Source organism: Variovorax sp. AC194 (assembly GCF_979257995.1).
The window spans coordinates 3585602-3604820 of sequence record NZ_OZ409823.1 but is presented as its reverse complement, the minus strand read 5'-3'; the positions used below and the strand labels follow the sequence as shown (position 1 = coordinate 3604820).

Annotated in this window: 16 protein-coding genes and 1 pseudogene; 6 read left to right on the top strand and 11 right to left on the bottom strand. The window is 68.4% G+C overall.

Translation table 11 applies throughout. The features are described from left to right. Positions 1 to 37: 37 nt before the first annotated feature. Genes ACZYRS_RS17240 through ACZYRS_RS17230 form a run of 3 tightly spaced genes read left to right on the top strand, consistent with a single transcriptional unit; the run spans position 38 to position 2133 of the window. Positions 38 to 1333, top strand: coding sequence for an MFS transporter (locus tag ACZYRS_RS17240; RefSeq protein ID WP_198783733.1), 1296 nt, complete (start codon positions 38 to 40; stop codon positions 1331 to 1333). Between the two features lie 8 nt (positions 1334 to 1341). Then, entirely contained in the window at positions 1342 to 1698 is a 357-nt protein-coding gene (locus ACZYRS_RS17235; protein WP_463420211.1) for a hypothetical protein, read from the top strand. A gap of 6 nt (positions 1699 to 1704) precedes the next feature. Next, entirely contained in the window at positions 1705 to 2133 is a 429-nt protein-coding gene (locus ACZYRS_RS17230) for a hypothetical protein (RefSeq protein WP_463420210.1), read from the top strand. 15 nt (positions 2134 to 2148) lie between these two features. Here ACZYRS_RS17230 and ACZYRS_RS17225 read toward each other — a convergent pair whose 3' ends face one another. From ACZYRS_RS17225 to ACZYRS_RS17200, 6 genes are all read right to left on the bottom strand, one after another. After that, complete coding sequence (locus ACZYRS_RS17225; protein ID WP_463420209.1) at positions 2149 to 2754, bottom strand: DUF2894 domain-containing protein; 606 nt, start codon at positions 2752 to 2754, stop codon at positions 2149 to 2151. Continuing rightward, the gene (locus ACZYRS_RS17220) at positions 2747 to 3394 is read right to left on the bottom strand and encodes an OmpA family protein (RefSeq protein WP_198783730.1); all 648 of its coding nucleotides are present in this window, start codon (positions 3392 to 3394) and stop codon (positions 2747 to 2749) included. Before ACZYRS_RS17220 ends, ACZYRS_RS17225 begins: the two co-directional genes overlap by 8 nt. Next, entirely contained in the window at positions 3394 to 5502 is a 2109-nt protein-coding gene (locus ACZYRS_RS17215; protein ID WP_463420208.1) for a DUF802 domain-containing protein, read from the bottom strand. Before ACZYRS_RS17215 ends, ACZYRS_RS17220 begins: the two co-directional genes overlap by 1 nt. 10 nt (positions 5503 to 5512) lie before the next feature. After that, a complete protein-coding gene (locus ACZYRS_RS17210; protein ID WP_463420207.1) occupies positions 5513 to 6220 on the bottom strand; it encodes a DUF3348 domain-containing protein in 708 nt (235 codons plus the stop codon). Positions 6221 to 6365: 145 nt separating this feature from the next. Then, a complete protein-coding gene (locus tag ACZYRS_RS17205; RefSeq protein WP_463420206.1) occupies positions 6366 to 6986 on the bottom strand; it encodes a pyridoxamine 5'-phosphate oxidase family protein in 621 nt (206 codons plus the stop codon). Beyond that, the gene (locus ACZYRS_RS17200; RefSeq protein WP_463420205.1) at positions 6983 to 8164 is read right to left on the bottom strand and encodes an MFS transporter; all 1182 of its coding nucleotides are present in this window, start codon (positions 8162 to 8164) and stop codon (positions 6983 to 6985) included. Before ACZYRS_RS17200 ends, ACZYRS_RS17205 begins: the two co-directional genes overlap by 4 nt. Before the next feature lie 78 nt (positions 8165 to 8242). Between ACZYRS_RS17200 and ACZYRS_RS17195 the strand changes: the two genes are divergently transcribed. Beyond that, on the top strand, positions 8243 to 9157 hold the full coding sequence (locus ACZYRS_RS17195; RefSeq protein WP_463420204.1) for a LysR substrate-binding domain-containing protein: 915 nt from the start codon (positions 8243 to 8245) through the stop codon (positions 9155 to 9157). Here the strand turns inward: ACZYRS_RS17195 and ACZYRS_RS17190 are convergent. From ACZYRS_RS17190 to ACZYRS_RS17180, 3 genes and pseudogenes are all read right to left on the bottom strand, one after another. Further along, complete coding sequence (locus tag ACZYRS_RS17190) at positions 9145 to 10458, bottom strand: YadA family autotransporter adhesin (protein WP_463422497.1); 1314 nt, start codon at positions 10456 to 10458, stop codon at positions 9145 to 9147. The two genes, ACZYRS_RS17195 and ACZYRS_RS17190, sit on opposite strands and share 13 nt — an antisense overlap. A 1386-nt stretch (positions 10459 to 11844) precedes the next feature. Then, positions 11845 to 13890, bottom strand: a pseudogene (locus tag ACZYRS_RS17185) (ESPR-type extended signal peptide-containing protein); the annotation flags it as partial. A 244-nt stretch (positions 13891 to 14134) separates the two neighbouring features. Next, positions 14135 to 14992 (bottom strand): NmrA family NAD(P)-binding protein, encoded by an 858-nt coding sequence (locus ACZYRS_RS17180; RefSeq protein ID WP_463420203.1) that lies wholly within the window; start codon positions 14990 to 14992, stop codon positions 14135 to 14137. 116 nt (positions 14993 to 15108) lie between these two features. On the opposite strand from ACZYRS_RS17180, the gene ACZYRS_RS17175 reads away from it, so the two are divergent. Together ACZYRS_RS17175 and ACZYRS_RS17170 are read left to right on the top strand one after the other, a co-directional pair. Next, positions 15109 to 16044, top strand: a complete 936-nt coding sequence (locus ACZYRS_RS17175; protein WP_463420202.1) for a LysR family transcriptional regulator — start codon at positions 15109 to 15111, stop codon at positions 16042 to 16044. A gap of 119 nt (positions 16045 to 16163) precedes the next feature. Continuing rightward, entirely contained in the window at positions 16164 to 17384 is a 1221-nt protein-coding gene (locus ACZYRS_RS17170; protein ID WP_463420201.1) for an MFS transporter, read from the top strand. Between the two features lie 6 nt (positions 17385 to 17390). Here ACZYRS_RS17170 and ACZYRS_RS17165 read toward each other — a convergent pair whose 3' ends face one another. Further along, the gene (locus tag ACZYRS_RS17165; protein ID WP_198783720.1) at positions 17391 to 17945 is read right to left on the bottom strand and encodes a methylated-DNA--[protein]-cysteine S-methyltransferase; all 555 of its coding nucleotides are present in this window, start codon (positions 17943 to 17945) and stop codon (positions 17391 to 17393) included. Further along, the gene (locus ACZYRS_RS17160; RefSeq protein ID WP_463420200.1) at positions 17942 to 19186 is read right to left on the bottom strand and encodes a YbfB/YjiJ family MFS transporter; all 1245 of its coding nucleotides are present in this window, start codon (positions 19184 to 19186) and stop codon (positions 17942 to 17944) included. The genes ACZYRS_RS17165 and ACZYRS_RS17160 overlap by 4 nt, the downstream gene beginning before the upstream one ends. Positions 19187 to 19219 lie beyond the last annotated feature (33 nt).

Genomic DNA, 19219 nt, shown 5'->3' with positions numbered 1-19219 from the left:
CCACCAAAACCTTCACATAACAGGAGACATACATACCGTGAACCCCGTCGAACAGAGAACCATCTCCAAGATCAGCTGGCGGCTCTTGCCGCTCCTGATGATCAGCTACTTCATCGCCTACCTGGACCGCGTGAACCTGGGCTTTGCCGGGTCGGCGATGTCCAAGGACCTGGGCTTCACCGCCGCGGTGTTCGGCAGCGCGGCCGGCATCTTCTTCCTGGCGTACTTTCTCTTCGAGGTGCCGAGCAACATGGCGCTGGAGCGCTTCGGCGCACGCCGCTGGATCGCCCGCATCATGTTCAGCTGGGGCATTCTTTCCGCGGCCCAGGCCTGGGTGGGCGGCTCGACCAGCTTCAATGTCGTGCGCTTTCTGCTCGGCATTGCCGAGGCCGGTTTCTTTCCGGGCGTGATCTTCTACATCACGCTGTGGTTTCCGGCGGCGTACCGCGCGCGCATCGTGGGCTGGTTCATGTTCGCCATTCCGATCTCCACGGTGATCGGCTCGCCGATTTCGGGCTACATCCTCAACATGGACGGCGTGGGCGGCATGCACGGCTGGCAGTGGCTGTTCATCCTGGAGGCGATCCCCTCGCTGATCCTGACCTTCTTCATCCTCTTCTACCTGCCCGATGGTCCCAAGGATGCGAAGTGGCTCTCCAACGAAGAGCGCGACTGGCTGCAGCACACGCTCGACGGCGAGCGTCGCAGCCGCGAGGCACTGCACACCATCTCGTGGAAGCAGGCGCTGCTGAATCCGCGCGTGATCGGCCTCGGGTTCGTCTACATGGGCATCACCGTGCCGCTGTACGGCCTGAGCTTTTTCCTGCCGCAGATCATCAAGGGCTTCGGAGGTCTGGGCAACGTGGAGATCGGCTTCATCAACGCCTTTCCCTACCTGATCGGCGCCATCGCGATGGTGTTCTGGACCCGCGCCTCCGACGCGAAGAAGGAGCGCAAGTGGTTCCTCCTGATCCCGCTCGCGTGCATCTTCGTGGGCCTCGTCGCGGCCGCGGAAACCAGCGCGCCGGTGCCCAAGATGGCGGCCGTGACGCTCGCCGCGTTCGGCATCTTCAGCGCGCTGCCGATGTTCTGGACGCTCCCCACCGCCATCCTGAGCGGCACCGCCGCCGCGGCCGGCATCGCGTGGATCAACTCCATCGGCAATCTGGGCGGCTACATCGGCCCGACGATCTTCGGCGCGCTGAAGGACCGCATGGGCAACGACATCTACGCGGTGATCTTTCTCGCGCTGCTGTCCGCGGTGGCGTTCGTGCTGGTGCTGATCATCGGGCACGATGCGCGGGCCGAGCAGGCGGCGGCGGGGCGGGCCTGAGCGCAGCGATGAACGGCGGCCGGGCCCTGCTGCTTGCCTTGCTGCCGCTTGCATCGGCGCCCTGCCTTGCCTCGTGGAGCATCGAGACCGATCGCTCCACCGCCGAGATGCATGGCCTCTTCGAGATACGGCAGGAGGCTCGCGACTTTGTCGCGAAGGAGAACGCGGCCACTCACAGCGGATGGGTGGCGCTCGAGCCGAACCTGAAAATCCTGGTCCCGCGGTGCACCGTTCCGCTCGAAACCCGATGGACACCCAAGAGCTACGGGCTGACGGGGCGCAATGTCATGGTCACCTGCGCACGCGCTGTGGGCACCCCCCTGCAGAAGTGGAACGTGAACGTGCCGGTCACGCGAAAAAATTAGGGCACGATGAATTCAATCCCTCGCCTCTCCGGCCTCCCCAAGCTGCTCGCTGTCCTGACCGTGGCGTACTTCCTGACGAGCCTCGGACACTTCACTCACAACGCCGAGTTCATCTGCGAGTACCCGAATCTTCCGGCTTCGCTCACCAGCGCGAAGGTCTATGCGGCCTGGGTGGGCATCACGTCGGTGGGGGTGATCGGGTTCCTGCTCATCCGCAAGCGGTTCGTGATGACGGGCCTTCTGCTTGTCGCCGCCTATGCCCTGCTCGGCTTCGACGGGCTCGGCCACTATGCGCTGGCGCCGATGGCCTGGCACACCCGCACGGCGAACCTCACGATCCTGTCGGAAGTCGTTGCCGCGGCACTGCTGCTTGCGGCCACGGTTTGCCTGCTGGTGTTGCGGTTGCGCGAGCGGCACCGGGCATCGCTCCGCTGAACCGCTCCCTGCGGCTCAGCCGGACTTGCTGCGCGCAGTCTTCTTGCCGCTCTCGGCGCGCGGCGCTTCGTTGCTCGCCGGGGCGTTCGCCTGATCGACCCACAGCAGCGCATCGACATACGACACGAACAGGTTGAGGTATTCAGGCGAGAGCTCGCGCATCAGCGTGAGCGATTGATGCACGAGGTTGTGCGAGTTGAGCGGGCCGGCGTTCTGCGGCAGCTTCGCCAGCGATTGCGTGAGCCGCCGTTCGGCGCTGAGCCTGGACCATGTGCTCCGGAAAAACGGGAGCACCTTCAGCTCGTTGGTTGCCGGGTCCATCCGCTCGGACGATGCGTGCTGCGCGATGTGGCCGGTCAGTTCCGCGAGCGGCCCATGCGCACGTGGCTCGACCGCGGTGGCTTGCGCATCCGGCATCTTTTCGAGATCGTCGCCATAGGCCGCGAGCAACGCGATGACTTTCTCGTCGAGGATGCGCCGCGCCTCGCCGCCGTGGTCCGCCGCGCGCCGGGCCAGCGTCTCGATGAAGTGGAAGCGGACCGGGTCGAGGCGATGCGCCCCGCGCTCGCGCCATGCGCCGAGCGTTGCATCGATTCCGCTGGCTTCGTCGCTGCTACTCACGCGGCTTTGTCTTTGCGTCGGAGCGCTTCGGCGTGGGCGCCATCTCCACGCGCCGATTTTTCGAGCGCCCATCGGCATCGGCATTCGACGCCACCGCCTGCTCGGCGCCGAACGCCGCGGCAAAGATCGCGGACGACGGAATGCCCTCTTCGATCAGCGTGCGTGTCACCGTCAACGCGCGCTGCGCCGAGAGCTCCCAGTTGTCCGCGAACTGGCGGTTGCCGCCGCGCACCTGTCGGTCGTCGGTGAAGCCGCTCACCATCAGGATCTCGTCGCGGGCTTGCAGGTACGCGGTGAGCGGCGCGGCCAGGCTCTTGAGCAGTTGCCGGCCTTCGGGCTGCAGCTCGGCGGAGTTCAGCGCGAACAGCACGCTGCCGCTGATGCCGATGCGGCCGTTGTTCAGCGTCACGCGGCCCGCCGCGAGCGGCCCGGCCAGCGCCTGCTCGAGCGTCTGCAGCCGTTCGGCCTCGACCTTGCGCTGCTTGACCTCGGTTTCGAGCTTCGTCGCAAGTTCGAGCTGCATGCCGATCACGCAGACCAGGATCAGCACGAAGGCGCCGAGCAGGCCCGACATCAGGTCGCCGAACACGGCCCAGACCGGGACCGTCGCTTCCGTGCCGGCGTCGAGGTCCTCGGTCATCACGCTTCGCTGCCCGCCGTTGCACGGTGATCGCGCTGATCGCGCTGCACGGCGAGTTGCTGTAGGTCTTCGACGATCTGCTTCTGCGACGAGATGCTCAGGTCGATGACCTCGCGGGCCTGTGCCACGTAGTACGCCAGTTGCTCGTCGCTGCGCGCGATCGACTTGCCCAGCGCGCCTTCGATGCGCTGCAGGTGCGCGCTCATCTTGTCGTTCGATTCGGTGAAGAGCTTCACGGCGAAGCCGAAGGCCTCGCCCAGGCTCGCCACTTCCACCGCGCTGCCGGTGATCTGCGCGGCGACGTCGGCCATCTTTTCGGTTTCGGTATCGACCTTGTCGGTGAAGCGCGAGCCCACGCGGTCCAGCAGATCAGCCGAGGTGGCCACGAGCGCATCGATGGCGCTGCGCTGCTCGGTGGAGGCGTGGTTCACCGCATCGAGCAGTGTCTCCAATGTGCCGAGGATGCGGCTGCGTTCGTCGAGCATCGCGTTGTCGCGCGCCATGCTGTCCGAGAGCTTCTGGCGCAGCTCGGCGATCACCTCAGCCGCGGCGCGGGGCGCTTCGGAGGCGGCCTGCATGAGCTGGCCGATCTCGGCGATGGTGCTCCTTGCGTGAGCCTCGCTCTGGGCGGAGATGTCGCTGGCGGTCTCTGCCAGCGTCTTGCAGATTTCCTGCTGCTGGGCTTCGCTGCGGGCACCGGCCTGTTGCCATTCCTGCTGGAGCGACACGGCCATCGTTTCGAGCGCCTGCGTCCAGGTGGCCAGGCGTTGCTGGTCGCGCGATGCCATCTCGGTCTGCAGGTCGGTGTGTGCCTGGCCCACCGTGTTGAGCAGCGATGCCGAGTGCTGTTCGAACGTGGCTGCGGCGGCCGTGAGCGCGCGGTGCGTGTCCCCCGAGAGGCTTTCGCTCGCGCGCTCGTGCTGCGCGAGTGCGCTGCGCCAGTTGTCGGACACGCGCTCGACCGTGGTTTCCAGGCGCGTGGAAACGCCGTCCACCAGCGAAGCCGAACGCTCTTCGAAGGTCTGCGTGAACTGCGCGAGCGTGGCGCGCAGGTCGTTGGCTTGCGCCTCGCTCGTGCGTTGCTGACCGGCGAGCGCAGTCTTCCAGATGTCCGCCACGGTGGCGGTGTTGGACTCGAAGCGGGTGGAGAGGCCGTCGAGCTGCCGTTGCACGCTCTGCTCGACGGTGGCATGCAGCGCAGCCGTCTCGCGCGCGATGCCGGCCATGGTGGCTTCGACCACCGGCTGGATCGTCGCGCCGGCGATGCGGGCGCTGTCGGCAAGGCCCTCTTTCAGCGACTGGCCGACGGACGAAGCCAGGCCCGCGTACACGGACTCGGCCTTGCCGTGGAAGCTGTCCTGGCTGGAAATCAGGCGCTCGTTCAACGCCTGGCTCTGGCGCTCCATCGTCGCCATCATCAGTTGCAGCTGGTCGACCAGCGCGGGCATCGCCTCGCCCTGGCGCTGCAGCAGCTTGAAGGACTCTTCACGCTGATGGGCTTGCGAGAAGACGCGCAAGGTGGTGGCGATCCGGGTGTCTAGCGACTGCGCGGTCTGCATCCGGTCGCGCCGCGCGAGGGCCGACAGAAGGCCCAGCGTCGCCGACGTCGCCACGCCCGCGAGCGAGGTGCCGAACGCCACGCCCAGCCCCTTGACCGGCGCGGCCAGCGAGGCGCGCATGGCCTGCAGGTCCGACGCGCTCTCCAGCGCGGTGCCCGTGCCGTTCAGCGTGACCACCATGCCGAGGAAAGTGCCCAGCATGCCCAGCAGCACCAGCAGGCCCGCCAGGTACGGCGTGAGGCTCGGGCCGGGCAGGCCGACGCGCTCGCCTTCGATGCGAAGGCGCACCGCGTTGCGCAGCGACGGATGCAGCTTGTCGAGCCATTCGCCCAGGGTGGACGGCGGCCCGGTCATGTCCGCGACGGCGCTGGCCAGCGTGGTCGTGGCCTGCCCGAAGCGGTGCAGCTCGAGCGCGCCGATCACGTAGAACGCGCCGATGAGCACGGTGATCGCCAGCGCCAGCGGGTTCGAGCCGATGTACCCGATGCCGACCCAGCAGACCGCGGCGAGGCCGACGATGAAGACGATGCGATGAAGAAGTTGGGTCATGAAACTCTGGTTAGCTCGCGCGAAGGGCTTCGAGCAGCCCTTCGACCGGTTGAAATCGGACGTCCATCTCGGCAAGCAGCACGTCGTGCATGTCCTTGCGGAACACGGCCAGCCATGCGGCGGGCTCGGCGTCGGTGCCGGCCTCGGTGCCGGCATCTGCATCAGCGCTTGCATCGGCGTTTGCAGGGGCCCGGCTCAGGCGCTTGAAGTGCTTCTCGAGCGTCGCCGGCACGCTCGCCAGCAGGCGATGCTCCTGAGCGCCCAGCACCTGTTCCATCACCACATCCACCGCCGCCAGCCGCGCCATGTCGGGCGAGCGCGTCGCCAGCGTCGAACGCAGGCGGCCGCGCAAGGGGCCGATGCTCGTCTCCATGGCCTGCTGCCTCGCGTGATAGCGCCGGCGGTAGGCCGGGAAGTCGGCGGTGTTGTCTTTGGCGACGCTGTGCATGTCCTCCGCGATGGCGTTGGCCATCGCGCTGCGCACGCGCTCGCATTCGCGTTCCTCGGGGTTGCCGGCTGCGCGCGCGCCAGAAGGCACGCCGGCCACGCCGCCGTTCAACGCTGCAGAAAGGGAGATGGCATCGGTCCAGCCGAGCCATTGACTCAATCGATCCGCAAAAGCCTGTTTGGGCTCGGGGACTTCGATGTCGGTCAGTCGAGCGAGCAAGCGAATCAGCGCCGAGCCGGTGAAGCCTGTGCGCCTTGACACTTGCACCATTACCGCCAGATGGAAAAACTTGGCAGTCTACACTGCCGCTCCCTCTGAACCGGCTGCCCGCGCCCTGCCGGAAGCGCCTTTTGCGTGACATCTTGTAGCCCGCGCCGCGCGGGTTTTTGCGGCCGCGCCACGGCCCCGTCCCAGCTCAGTACAGCGTGGCCTGCTGCCTGGCGGGCAACTCACGGTCGTAGGCCGCCCCGTCGAACGCCGCATCGGTCAACGCGGAAAGAATGGCTCCGGCCGTCGGCACCTCGCGCTTCGCATCCGCCGCCACCGGGGCCCAGAGCTTGGAGCGCTGGATCGCGCGGGCGCACTGGAAGTACACCGTCTCCACCTGCACCTCGATCACGCACTGCGGCAGCTTGCCCTCCACCGCGAAGCGCGCCATGACGTCCGGCGCGACGGTGATGCGCCCTCTTCCGTTCACGCGCAGCGTCTCGCCCACACCGGGGATCAGGAACAGCAAGGCCACGCGCGGATCGGCCACGATGTTGCGCAGGCTGTCGATGCGGTTGTTGCCGCGGCGCTCGGGCAGCAGCAGCGTCTTCTCGTCCTGCACCACCACGAAGCCCGGCGGGTCGCCGCGCGGCGAGGCGTCCAGGCCACCAGGGCCGGTCGTGGCGAGCACTGCGAAGGGCGATGCGGCAATCAGCGCCTGGTAAGCCGGGTGCAGATAAGCCACTTCCTTCTTGAGCGAAGCCTCGCCCGGCTGACCGAACAGAGCCTCGAGCTGCGCGACGGTTTCGATGGCGTGGGAAGTGTTCATGACGTTGGCTCCTGGGCGTTAGGTGTCGGATGGGACGACGGATTCCGGCCGCAAGCGATCGCCATGATGGCCAGCAGCACTGCGGCGATGCCGTAGATCCACGGCGGCGACGCGACCGGCAGCAGCAGCCCCGCGATGAGCGGACCAGCGCCCGCGCCAATATCGCGCCACACCGAGCGCGCGGCCAGCGCCTGCACGCGCTCGGGCCCCGGCGTGCGGCGCGCCACGATGGGCGACAGCAAGGGCAGTTGCAAGGCGCGCAACACCACGATGAGCGCCGCGCAGCTCCAGAGCCAGCCGAGGCCGAAGCCCACGAGCGCCACGGCCGTCACGAGCGAGAGGCTCACCAGCAGCCGCTCCGCGCCGAAGCGCTCGGCCAGGTGCCCGCCGACCGGGCTCAGGAAAATCTCCGCGAGGTAGCGCAGCGCCATCAGCAAGCCGGCCACGATCACCGCGCCGCCCGGCAGCAGGTCCTTGCCGAGGTACGAGAGGCCGACGATGAAGAGCCCGTCGAGCGCCAGCCCTTCCATGAACGACCAGCCGTCCAGGCTGTTGGGCCACTGGAAGCGCCGCGTGGGCTTGTGCGAGCGATGCGGCGCCGAGGGCAGCCGCCGGGCCGCGAACACCGCCAGCAGCGAGAACACCGCGAGGCTGCCGAAGATCGCGCGCGGCCCGATCCAGTGGGCCATCAACGCGCCCAGCGGCAGCGCGATTACCGGCCCCATGGCGATGAACGCGCGCGAGCGTCCATTGCGGCGCGCCGCGCCGATGGGGTCGGCCGTGGCCAGCGCCTGTGTCGAGAGATTGAGCGCCGCGAAGCACAGCCCCCACATCAACCGCAACGGCAAGAGCGCCCAGAAGCCCGAGAGCGTCGCGTAGCCCACGCCGCACACGGCAGCGGCCACGACGGCGATGGTGCAGGTCGGCCGGTCGCCGTTGCGCGCATAGAAGCGCGCCACCCAGCGGTAGCCGGCGATGCGCACCAGCCGGTTGGCTGCGAGCAGCATGCCGGCCTCGGCCAGCGTCACGCCGAACTGGCTGGCATACATCGGCAGCAGCAGGTAGAGAACGACGTCGGCCGGCAGCGAAAGCCCGAGCGCGATGGCTGCGTGGCGGGAATTCAGGTCGGTGGTGCTGGGCGCGGGAGCGGGGGCAGGTGTGAGGGGCGTTGAAGGCATCGGGACCGCATGGTGCGCCGCGGCAAGGCGGGCTGACAAACGAGATTAACGCCCCGCATGCGTGAGAAAATCGCACACATGCCGCTTCGAGAACCGCCCCTGAACGCCGTGCGCGCTTTCGTCGCCGCGGCCCGCCACCAGAGCTTCACGCGCGCGGCGCAGGAGCTTCATGTCACGCACAGCGCGGTGAGCCGGCAGATCAAGAGCCTGGAGGAATGCCTGGGCGTCGCGCTGTTCGAGCGGCGCGTCCGGCAGGTCACGTTGACGCCGGAAGGCCAGCAGTTCTTCGCCGAGGCCGGCCCGGCGCTGGCGCAGATCAACGCAGCCGCCCAGGCGCTGCAGGCGCAAGGCCCGGCCCGCGCGGTGCGGATCAACGTGCGGCCTTCGTTCGCCGTGCGCTGGCTGATTCCGCGCCTGCCGGCGTTCGTCGAGCGCCACCCCGACATCGAGCCGCAGGTCACCACGAGCACGGTGACGCCCGAGCAAGCAACCGACAGCTTCGACATCGCGGTGCGCCGCGGGCTCGAGGGCTGGCCCTCCTCCATCGACGTGCATCCCTTTCTCGAAGACGAGGTGCTGGTGGTCGGCGCACCGGCCCTGTTCAAGACGCATCCGCTGGCGGACCTGCGCGCGCTCGCATCGCACGTGCAGCTCTCGGCCCGCACGCGCAAGGACGATTGGGACGCCTGGAAGAAGCAGGTCGGCGCGCCGCGCGCGAAGCCCGTGGGCCGGCTGCAGTTCGACCACCTGCACTTCGTGCTGCAGGCGGCGGTCGATGGCCTGGGCATCGCGCTCGCGCCGACCTCGCTCGTGTCGCACGACCTGGCCTCGGGCCGCCTTCAGTCGCCGCTGCCCGCGCTGCGCATGACGCTCAGCCGCTACTACTACGGCCTCGCGCCCGACGCCGCGCCCGAAGCGCAGCACGTGGCGGCGTGGTTCGAGGAGATGCTCGCGCCCTCCTCCGAACCACGCGCCGCCCGCTACCACTCGTAGCCGACCCCCACCCCCAGGTTGAACTTCTGCCCGCTGTAGGAGCCGTTGACCTTGTAGACCCAGCTGCCGCTTTCCGAACGCTGCGAGAAGCCGACGGCCACGGCGCTGTAGCCCGAGTAGTAGCCCACGCCGACCGACATCAGCGTCTTGCCCGGCGTCATCGCCTGCGGCAGCGAGCTCATCGCGGTGGCCATCGCCACGCCCGAGTACGCGATGCGGGCGATGTCGCGCACCTGGCCCTGCACGCCCTGCAGCTGGCCCAGGTTGACCGCGTCGCTGGCCACGATGCCCGGCGCCACGTTCGAGATGCGCGTGCCGCCCGGCGCCTGGCCGTTGCCCAGGGTCACCTGGCCGTAGTTGACCGAGCCGTCGGGGTTGGTCCCGTATTGCACGCTGCCCGCGGCCACCGCGCCCGTGGTGGCGCGCAGCTGCGCCACGTTGGTGGCGTCGCTGTCGGCCGTGCCCGCCGCCACGCCGGTGATCTGGCGGAACTGGCCCGTGGCCGCATCGCCCACCGACACCGCCGCCTGCGTGCCGGTGGTGGCCTTGATCGCCTGCGCCTGCTGCGCCGTCGCACTTGCCGGCACGAAGCCGGCCGCGCCCGCGCCCGTCGATGCCACCGAGCCCGAGCCGAGCGCCACGCCACCCGATTGCTGCACCACCGCGCCGAAGCCGACGGCCGTGCCCTGCACGATGTTCTGCGCCTGGCTCAGCGGCGTGCCGCCCGCATCGGCCTTGTCGCCGAGCGCGACGCCGCCACCGCCGGCGCGCGAATCCACGCCGATGGCCTGCGACCCCGTGGCCAGCGCGCCCGGGCCGATCGCGATGGCGTTGGCGCCGGTCGCCTGCGCGCCGAAGCCGATCGCCACCGCGCCCGCCTCGGTCGCCTTCGCGCCGTTGCCCGCGGCGAACGAATTGGCCCCGCTCGCCACCGACTGCGGCCCGATCGCCACCGCCTCCTGCCCGCTGGCATCCGCATCGCCGGCCGACGAGTTGGCATGGAAGTACTTGGTGCCGCCGTTGTAGATGCTGGTGACCGTCGAGCTCAGCGTGCTGACATTGCTCTCGACCGTGCTGAGGCCGGTGGACAGGCTGCCGAAGCCGCTCGTCGCGCCGATGACGCTGGTCGACAGGCTCGCGAAGTTGCTGTTGGTGGTGCTCAGGCCCGTGGAGAGGCTGGAGATGCCGCTGGTGTTCGTGCTCAGGCCCGTCGAGAGGCTGCCGATGTTGCTCGTGACCGTGCTCAAGCCCGTGGACGTCGATGTCGACAGGCTGTTGACGGTGCTGTCGGTGGTGCTCAAGCCGGTCGAGAGACTTGAGATGTTGCTGGTCGTGCTGCTCAGGCCGGTGGACAGGCTGGAGATGTTGCTTGTCGCGGTACTCAGGCCTGTGGAGGTAGAGGTCGAGAGGCTGTCGACGGTGCTGGCGGTCGTGCTCAGTCCGGTGGACAGGCTGGAGATCCCGCTGGTTGCAGTGCTCAAGCCCGTCGAGAGGCTGGAGATTCCGCTTGTGGCGGTGCTCAGGCCCGTCGAAAGGCTTGAAATGCCGCTCGTCGCGGTACTCAGTCCCGTCGATGTCGAGGTTGAGAGGCTATCAACGTTGCTCTTGGTCGTACTCAGCCCAGTCGACAAACTTGAGATGCCACTCGTGGCCGTACTCAGCCCCGTTGACGTCGATGTCGAGAGGCTGTCGACGTTGCTATTGGTTGTGCTCAATCCAGTCGAGAGACTTGAGATGCCGCTTGTCGCGGTGCTCAAGCCCGTCGATGTCGATGTCGAGAGACTGTCGACATTGCTGTTCGTCGTGCTCAGGCCAGTAGACAGGCTTGTGATGCCGCTCGTCGCGGTGCTCAAGCCCGTCGAGGTGGATGTCGAGAGGCTATCAACGTTGCTGTTGGTCGTGCTCAAGCCGGTCGACAAACTTGTGATGCCACTCGTCGCAGTGCTCAATCCCGTCGATGTCGATGTCGAGAGGCTGTCGACGTTGCTGTTGGTCGTGCTCAAGCCGGTCGACAAACTCGAGATGCCACTCGTCGCCGTACTCAGCCCCGTTGATGTCGATGTCGAGAGACTGTCGACGTTGCTGTTGGTCGTGCTCAAGCCAGTAGACAGACTTGTGATGCCACTCGTCGCGGTGCTCAAGCCCGTCGAGGCGGACGTCGAGAGGCTATCGACATTGCTGTTGGTCGTGCTCAAGCCGGTAGACAAACTTGTGATGCCACTCGTCGCAGTGCTCAATCCCGTCGATGTTGATGTCGAGAGGCTGTCGACGTTGCTGTTCGTAGTGCTCAGCCCCGTCGACAAACTCGAAATGCCGCTGGTGACTGTGCTGAACCCGCTGGACAAGCTGGCGATGCCGCTGGTTGCAGTGCTCAGTCCCGTCGAGGTCGACGTCGAAAGGCTGTCGACGCTGCTGTTGGTCGTACTCAACCCAGTCGACAAACTCGATATGCCACTCGTGGCCGTACTGAGCCCCGTGGAAAGACTGCCGATCCCGCTGACGGCGGTGCTCAAGCCCGTCGAAGTGGAACTCGACAGACTCTCGATGTTGCTCGTGGCCGTGCTCAGGCCCGATGACGTGGATGTCGACAGGCTGCCCACGCTGCTGTTGGTCGTGCTCAGGCCGGTGGACAGGCTGGAGATGTCGCTCGTCGCCGTGCTCAATCCCGTGGACAGCGAAGAGGCGGTCGTCGAAAGCTGGCTGACGTTGACCGCATCCGTCGGCGCACCGCCCGCGGCCACATTGGTGAGCCGGCGCTGCACAAAGCTCGATCCAACGGCCACCTCGCCCACCGGCGTCTCCCCGGCGATCGGGGCCCCCGCGAAAGGCACGTAGGCCGCCGTGGCCTGCAGTGCCGCCAGGGTGGCCGATGTCGCGCTGCCGTTGCCGATCGCCACGCTCGCGTCATACGCCGCGTTGGCCGTGAAGCCCACCGCGAGGGCACCCAGGCCCTGCGCTCGCGCTTGCGATCCGATCGCCACCGCGAAAGTGCCCATGGCGTTGGCCGAACTCCCGAGCGCAACGCTGTCCGCCGCCGAAGCCACTGCGTTGTTGCCGACCGCGGTCGCGCCGCCCCCTACCAATGCCTTGGCGCCAGCCCCCACTGCCGTCGCGCCAAATCCCGTTGCATTGGCGCCTTGGCCGAAAGCGGCAGAACTCGGTGCGGTCGCCTGGGCTTGAGGGCCGACCGCGGTGGCCAACGCCCCGCTCGCATTGGCCGCCAACCCGATGGCCACCGAGGGCCCGCCCGCCCCCGACACCGTGTTGGTCCCGATGGACACCGAATCCGCGCCCGCGGTCGCGGTCTGGCCCAGCGCCACGGCGCCCGCCGCGGTGGCGCTGGAGCCGCTTCCGAACGCGAGCGCGGCCTGGCCGATCGCGTTGTTCGAATGGCCCAACGCGACAGCGCCCTGCCCGATCGCATTGTTGGCATTGCCCAGGGCCACCGGCCCGTTGGCCGCGACGGTGCCGTCGGCGCTGCCGGCCGCGGTGTTCTCTGCGCCCAGCGCGACGGCGCCGGTGCCGGTCGCCGTGTTGGGGTCGCCGATGGCCACGGCGCCGTTGCCCGTGGCCTGCTGCCCGGAGCCGATGGCGACCGCGCCGCCATCGGTGGTCGCGCTGTTGGCCGTGGCGCCCGCGCCGATCGCCACGTTTGCGCCGGTGTCGCCGCTCTGCGCGCCGTCTCCCATGGCCACGCCGAACGCACCGACGGCACTTGCCTGGCGCCCGATCGCAATGCCCGAAGCATCCTGCGCCGTGGCCGACTCGCCGATGGCGATGGCGGAAGATCCCGCGGCGTTGGCAAATGCGCCCATCGCGACGCTCTGGCCGCCACCCGCTATAGCCGACGTTCCCAATGCGGCGCCGTATTGCCCGGTTGCGATCGCGTTGTAGCCGAACGCGATGGAGATGGCGCCCGCCGCGTTCGCGGCCGCACCGAAAGCCGTCGAGCCGACCGCGGTGGCTCTCGCGCCCCGGCCGAAGGCCGTGGCTGGCCCATCGCCAGCCGTATTGCCCTTCGCGAACGCGCCGGTACCGACTGCAATGTCGTTGGCGAAGACTGCATTGGCCTGCGAGCCCAATGCGATCGACGAGGTTCCGAGCGCCGTGCTGTCGGCGCCCATCGCAATGGCAAACGTGCTGCGAGCGCTGGCTGCGCGACCGATGGCCACCGCGCCAAGTTGGGTGCCTGCGGCGTTGAACCCGAGCGCGACCGCCTCATTGCCTGCAAATGCCTGGTATCCGCCGGCAAACGCGAATCTGGCTGCATTCGCTCCCAGTCCGACAGCGGTGGCGGCATCGCCGGAGGCATTGGAGAACGCGCCAAGAACGGTGGCGCCGAACATGCCGTTGCCTTGTGCCGCGCAGCCCATCACCGATGCGAAGCCGCCGCTCCCGTCGGTGGCAGCCTTGTAGGTGTACTTGGTGACTCCGTCGGGGCCGACGCCATCGGCACCGCACGCAGAACCGCCCGCCACGCTGCCCGAGCCGATGCCCACGGTGCTGGCCAGCGCGGAAGGCATTGCGACGACGACGGCCGATGCAACCGCGATACGCATGAGCAAAAGCGCCAAGTCCCCCCGGCTTGGCGTGGCCGCATCGTCCGAGGGAGGGCGTCTGCGACTTGAAGAAGCGCCGCCTGCTCCTGGCGCGCCTCCTGTGGAGGCATGTTCAGGTACCGCCACCCACGCGCGAAGCGCTTCATTCCAAACCGTCCGGAAACACTTGTTCATCTCACCACCTCAGCTTTCAAAGGAGTGCAGCGCCGCTGTGCAACGCGTGCCGGGGAACTCCCTAAAAAGCGAGTGGAGGTGGGGGGCTGGGCCCACCCGGCTCGAAGGCGCGGGTGAGCACGAAGAACTCATCCGAAGCTTAGGACGCGAGGACTCTAGGCCTCTTTGTGGGCATTGGGTACCCGCGATGCAGGCTTAAAAGATATAGATAGGAAATCTATCGGGGGATAGCTGTAACCGAGCCTCAGCCGGCAAGCGATTCGATCACTTGCGCAATGCCGACCTTGCCCTTCCGCACGGCCGCATCGGTGCCCTCGAACGTGATCCATCCCTCGTTGAATCCGTCGAGCATCTGGATGCGCGGCATCGGGTCCTTCGTTCCTTGCGCGCGGAAAAGCGCGCCCCAGGTTTCGCGCGGCACTGCTTGCGCATGCACCGGCCGGCCGAGCGCCTGCGAGAGCGCCGCGGCGATCGCGTTCGGGCTCACGCGCTCGGGGCCTTCTAGTTCGACGATGCGTTCGATGGCGCCCTCTTGCATCAACAGTTCGGCCGCGACCCGTCCGACATCGGCCGCCGCCACCATCGGCACGGCCCTGTCCAGCGGCTGCAGGAAACTGGAGAGAACGCCCTGCTCCCGCGCCGGCGCGATGTCCCAGGCCAGGTTGTCGAGGAACCATGCGGGCCGCAGGAACGTGACGGGCAGTGGCAGCGTTGCCAATGCTTCTTCCATCAAGGTGCGCTGGCTCAGCAGGTTCGACTGCGTGGCCTGCGCGCCGACGGTCGAGAGGCAGATCACACGCGCGGGTTGCGCAGCGACGAGCGCTTGGCGCACCGCATCGATGACGACCCTCGCCTCCGGAAAACCGGGCGTGGGGTCGAAGTTCGGCGGCGGCAAAACGAAGACGCCTTCGGCGCCGGCGAAAGCGCGCGCGAGCGCCCCTGCATCTTCCATCTCGGCGATGGCGACTTCGCAGCCGAGGTCTGCCCAGGCCTTGCCCTTGGCCGCATCGCGAACGACCGCGCGAACGGGCTTTCCTTGTGCCAGCAAGGTGCGTGCGACGGCACCGCCGACATTGCCCGTGATACCGGTGATTGCGTACATGAGAATTTCCTTTGTTCCAGTGAATGAATGCAATGGAACGAATGTAGGAACAGCGCGCCTTTGAGTAAAGCGACCCAGTGGCATATCATTCATGACACCCGATCACGAATGAAAAAATGGCACTCGACGGACGACTCCTCTCCAACGTGGGCGTGCTGGCCGCCGTCGTCGAAGGCGGCAGCTTTGCGAGCGCGGCCAACGCGCTGGGCCTCACGCCTTCGGGTGTCAGCCGCGCCATCGCGCGGCTGGAGGCGCGCATCGGCGTGCGCCTGTTCGATCGCACGACGCGCTCGCTCAGCCTCACGGACGAAGGCCGGCTGCTCTACGCCAACGTCAATCCGCTGGTGCTCGGCATCGAAGATGCGGTGACGATCGCCACGGGGTCGTCCGGCGCGGTGCGCGGTCGCCTGCGCGTGAACACCGATGCCTTCACCTCGCGCCTTCTGCTCGCGCCGCACCTCCCGCGCTTTCTCGACCTGTACCCCGAGCTGTCGCTCGAACTCGTCGCACGCGACCAGCTCGGCGACCTGGTGGCCGAGGGCTTCGATATCGCGGTGCGTTTCGGCGAACCGCCTTCGTCCTCGCTGGTCGCGCGCAAGCTCATGGACACGCGCATCGTCACCGTCGCCACGCCGGGTTACCTGAAACGGCACGGCCGCCCCGCAAAGCCGGCGGACCTCGTCGGCCACGCGTGCCTGCAGGTGCGCAATCCGGTCACGGGCCAGCCCTATGCATGGGAGTTCCAGCGCGGGCGCAAGCTGGTCAAGGTGCCCACCATCGGGCGCCTGCTGCTGACCGATGCGGGCACCATCCTCGCGACCGCGCTCGCGGGCGTCGGCGTGGCGCAGATCAAGGCGGTGGGCATCCAGTCACAGCTGGACAGCGGCGAGTTCGTGGACCTCTTTCCCGACTGGCCCGACGAGCGATTTCCGCTCTACGCGCTGTACCCGTCGCGCCACCTGCCGGCGGCGAAGGTGCGGGCCTTCATCGACTTCGTGATGGCGGCGATCACCGCGAAAGATACCGACGCAAAGCCGAAAACGCGGCGATGACCGCGGCGCGTTCGGGTCCGCTTTCACGTCCGCTTTCACGTCCGCTTTCACGTCCGCAAATGGCCAGCGCAAGAAGGGATGGCGCCGGACGATCGGCTTTTCTACTCGAGCTTCATCGCATGTCTTACGCCCTTCCCCGCTCCTTCCAGAATCTCGCGTGGTCCAACCTCGCGGCCCAGTCCGCCGAGCAGTTGAGCCTTGCCGCCGTGCCGCTGGTCGCGGTGCTCATGCTCGGCGCCGGGCCCGGCGAGATCGGTTTTCTCGCGGCAGTGCAGACGCTGCCCTTCCTGCTGGTCTCGATGCCGCTCGGGCTGCTGGCCGATCGCATGTCGCGCCAGCGGTTGATGGTGTGGGCCGAGGGATTGCGCGCGGTGTCGCTGCTGATGCTCCTTGCCATGGTGTTCGCGTCGAAGCTCAGCATCGCGTGGCTCGCGGTGCTCGGGTTTCTGGGAGCCGTGGGCACCGTGGGTTTCAGCGTCGCGGCGCCGGCCCTGGTGCCCGCGCTCGTGCCCCGTGAAGCGCTGGCACTGGCCAACGGAAGGCTCGAACTCGCACGCAGCGCGGCATTCACCGCCGGCCCCGCACTCGCGGGCGCGCTGGTCGCATGGGCCGGCGCTTCGGCGGCCTTCGTGCTGGCGGCCGTGCTGTCCGTGGCGGCCGTCGCACTGCTGCTGCGGCTGACCGAAGCGCCGCGTTCGCCTGCCGCGCCGCGCCATCCGCTGCTCGAAGTGAAGGACGGCGCCCGCTTCGTCTGGCAGCACGAGTTGCTGCGGCCGATGGCGATCACCGGCGCGGTCTTCAACATCTCGTGGTTCGTGCTGCAGGCCGGGTATGTGCCCTATGCGGTGCGGGTGCTCGGGCTCGGTGCGCAATCCGTGGGCTTCACGCTGGCGATGTATGGCGCGGGAATGGTGGTGGGTGCGCTGCTGACGTCGCGCGTGGTGGCGCGCCTGCCCTTCGGCCGCGCCATCCAGGTCGGCCCCGCCGTGGCGGTGATCGCGGCGGGCGTGATGGCGGCGACGCTGGTCTTTCCCCTGGCTTCGCTGGCCGCGCTGTCGTTCTTTCTCTTCGGCGCGGGGCCGATGGTCTGGGTGATCACGTCCACCACGCTGCGGCAGAGCGTCGTGCCCTCGACGATGCTGGGCCGCGTGTCGGCAGTGTTCCTCACGATCAATTCGGGCGCCCGGCCCATCGGCGCCGCGCTGGGTGGCGTCGTGGGCGCCGCGTGGGGCGAGCCGGCCTGCCTGCTGCTTGCGCTCGCGGGGTTCGCGTTGCAGGCGGTGATCATCTTCGCGTCGCGCATCGCGACGCTCCATAGGCTGCCCGCGGCTGTTGCCTGAGCCGGCTCAGAACAGCGAGGCCATCCCGTTCGGCCGCGCGTCCTCGATGCCGAGCATGCGCAGCTTGGTCAGCGCGCCGCCGCCTGCCGAAAAGCCGCCCGGCTTGTTGCCCGCGGCCAGCACGCGATGGCACGGCACCACGGGCGCGAAGGGGTTGTGGCCCATGGCCTGCCCGACGGCGCGCGACAGGCCCTTGTCGCCGAGTTCTTCCGCAATCTCGCCGTAGGTGCGCGTCTGCCCCGGCGGAATGCTTCGCGCGATGGCGTAGATGCGCTGGTGAAACTCCGACACGCCGCGCATGTCGAGCACGATGTGATTCAGGTCGTCGTGCACGCCCTGCAGCAGGCCCTGGATCGCGGCGATGGCGTGTTGCGCCATGTCGTTCGGCGGGCCTTCGCGCAGGTCCGGAAAGCGGTGGCGCATGCGCGCCCGCGTGGCCGGCTCGCCCTCGTCGGCGGGCAGTTGCACACCGACGAGGCCAAGCGGCCCCCACGCCAGCGCGCACATGCCGATGGGGGTGTCGAACAGCGCGAAGCCGGTCGTGTCGTCTTGCTCCGTCATTCGATCTCCTTGAGCGCATGCTGGCGCGATGCCAGCACCGCAGCGAGCCACAGCGCGATCGCCGAAGCCACCAGCCCGCGCGCGAGGCCGCCGGGGCCGTCCGAGATCCAGCCCGTCACCGTCGGCCCGACGATCTGCCCGAGCGCGAAGACGATGGTGAACAGGCTGATGCCCTGCGCCCAGCGTGCCGGCGGCAGGTTGTGGCGCACCAGCGCGGTGGTCGAGGCCACCACCGACAGGAACACCCCGCCGAAGAGCACGCCCGAGGCCAGCGCGACCGGCGCCGAGGGACTGAGCACCGGCAGCAGCGTGGCCACGCCCAGCAGCCCGTTCAGCAGCGCCTGCGGCTGGCCGCCGCGGTAGCGGTCGAGCAGCCCGGCCCACAGGCGCGACGAGGCCACGCAGGCGATGCCCAGCAAGGCATAGAACACGGTGACGAAGCCGGCGCTGGCGCCCTGCTCCCGCAGCAGCGCGATCACGAAGGTCATGTAGCCGATGTAGCCCATGCCGAACAGCGCGTAGCCCGCGAGCGCCCAGCCGAACTGGCGCACGGCCCCTGGCTCGGTCGCGGACTGCATCGCGCTGGTGGCCGATGGCATTGCCGCGGCCGGCGGATCGGGCATCGCGCGCGCGGCCCAGCCCAACAGGCAGGTCGCAACGCCGCTCGCGAGCGCCAATGCCCACCACGCCCAGGTCCATCCGTGCGGCACGTCCGACGCCCAGCGCAGCACCTGCGGCACGAGCAGCGCCGACAACAGGATGCCGAAGCCCGTGCCGCCGTAGTAGATGCCCAGCAGCAGCCCGCTTCGCGCGGCGCCGCTTCGCGCATCCGCTTCACCGAGCCGCGCGGCCAGCAACCCGCCCGCCACGAACACCCACGCGCTGGCCACGCCGGCCAGCAAGCGCTGCAGCAGCAAGGCCGGCGCGTCGGTCACGAAGCCGCTGCCCGCCATGAACACGCTGGCCAGCACCGCACCGACGACGAGGAGCCGCATCACGCCGAAGCGCCGCATCAGCGCCGGCGTCACGAGCGCGCCGACGAGGTAGCCGACTGCGTTGGCGGTGTTCATGCCGCCGGCCAGCGCGTAGCTCCAGCCGAGGTCGGCGCGCATCGGCGGCAACAGCAAGGCGTAGGCGAAACGCGTGATGCCGAGCGACACGGCCGCGCCCATCGACAGCGCGAACGCAAGGCGCAGCGTGGGCTGCGCGGGCACGGTGGAGGAAGTGAACGTGGTCGTCATCGGATCGGGGTGGCGCGCCCATTCTGCGGCAGC

What these genes read in the sequence shown, in the direction of transcription:
- ACZYRS_RS17235 (WP_463420211.1), top strand. Translation starts at nt 1,342, where the DNA reads ATGAACGGCGGCCGGGCCCTGCTGCTTGCCTTGCTGCCGCTTGCATCG.
- ACZYRS_RS17230 (WP_463420210.1), top strand. Translation starts at nt 1,705, where the DNA reads ATGAATTCAATCCCTCGCCTCTCCGGCCTCCCCAAGCTGCTCGCTGTC.
- ACZYRS_RS17220 (WP_198783730.1), bottom strand. Translation starts at nt 3,394, where the DNA reads ATGACCGAGGACCTCGACGCCGGCACGGAAGCGACGGTCCCGGTCTGG.
- ACZYRS_RS17215 (WP_463420208.1), bottom strand. Translation starts at nt 5,502, where the DNA reads ATGACCCAACTTCTTCATCGCATCGTCTTCATCGTCGGCCTCGCCGCG.
- ACZYRS_RS17210 (WP_463420207.1), bottom strand. Translation starts at nt 6,220, where the DNA reads ATGGTGCAAGTGTCAAGGCGCACAGGCTTCACCGGCTCGGCGCTGATT.
- ACZYRS_RS17205 (WP_463420206.1), bottom strand. Translation starts at nt 6,986, where the DNA reads ATGAACACTTCCCACGCCATCGAAACCGTCGCGCAGCTCGAGGCTCTG.
- ACZYRS_RS17200 (WP_463420205.1), bottom strand. Translation starts at nt 8,164, where the DNA reads ATGCCTTCAACGCCCCTCACACCTGCCCCCGCTCCCGCGCCCAGCACC.
- ACZYRS_RS17195 (WP_463420204.1), top strand. Translation starts at nt 8,243, where the DNA reads ATGCCGCTTCGAGAACCGCCCCTGAACGCCGTGCGCGCTTTCGTCGCC.
- ACZYRS_RS17180 (WP_463420203.1), bottom strand. Translation starts at nt 14,992, where the DNA reads ATGTACGCAATCACCGGTATCACGGGCAATGTCGGCGGTGCCGTCGCA.
- ACZYRS_RS17175 (WP_463420202.1), top strand. Translation starts at nt 15,109, where the DNA reads ATGGCACTCGACGGACGACTCCTCTCCAACGTGGGCGTGCTGGCCGCC.
- ACZYRS_RS17170 (WP_463420201.1), top strand. Translation starts at nt 16,164, where the DNA reads ATGTCTTACGCCCTTCCCCGCTCCTTCCAGAATCTCGCGTGGTCCAAC.
- ACZYRS_RS17165 (WP_198783720.1), bottom strand. Translation starts at nt 17,945, where the DNA reads ATGACGGAGCAAGACGACACGACCGGCTTCGCGCTGTTCGACACCCCC.
- ACZYRS_RS17160 (WP_463420200.1), bottom strand. Translation starts at nt 19,186, where the DNA reads ATGACGACCACGTTCACTTCCTCCACCGTGCCCGCGCAGCCCACGCTG.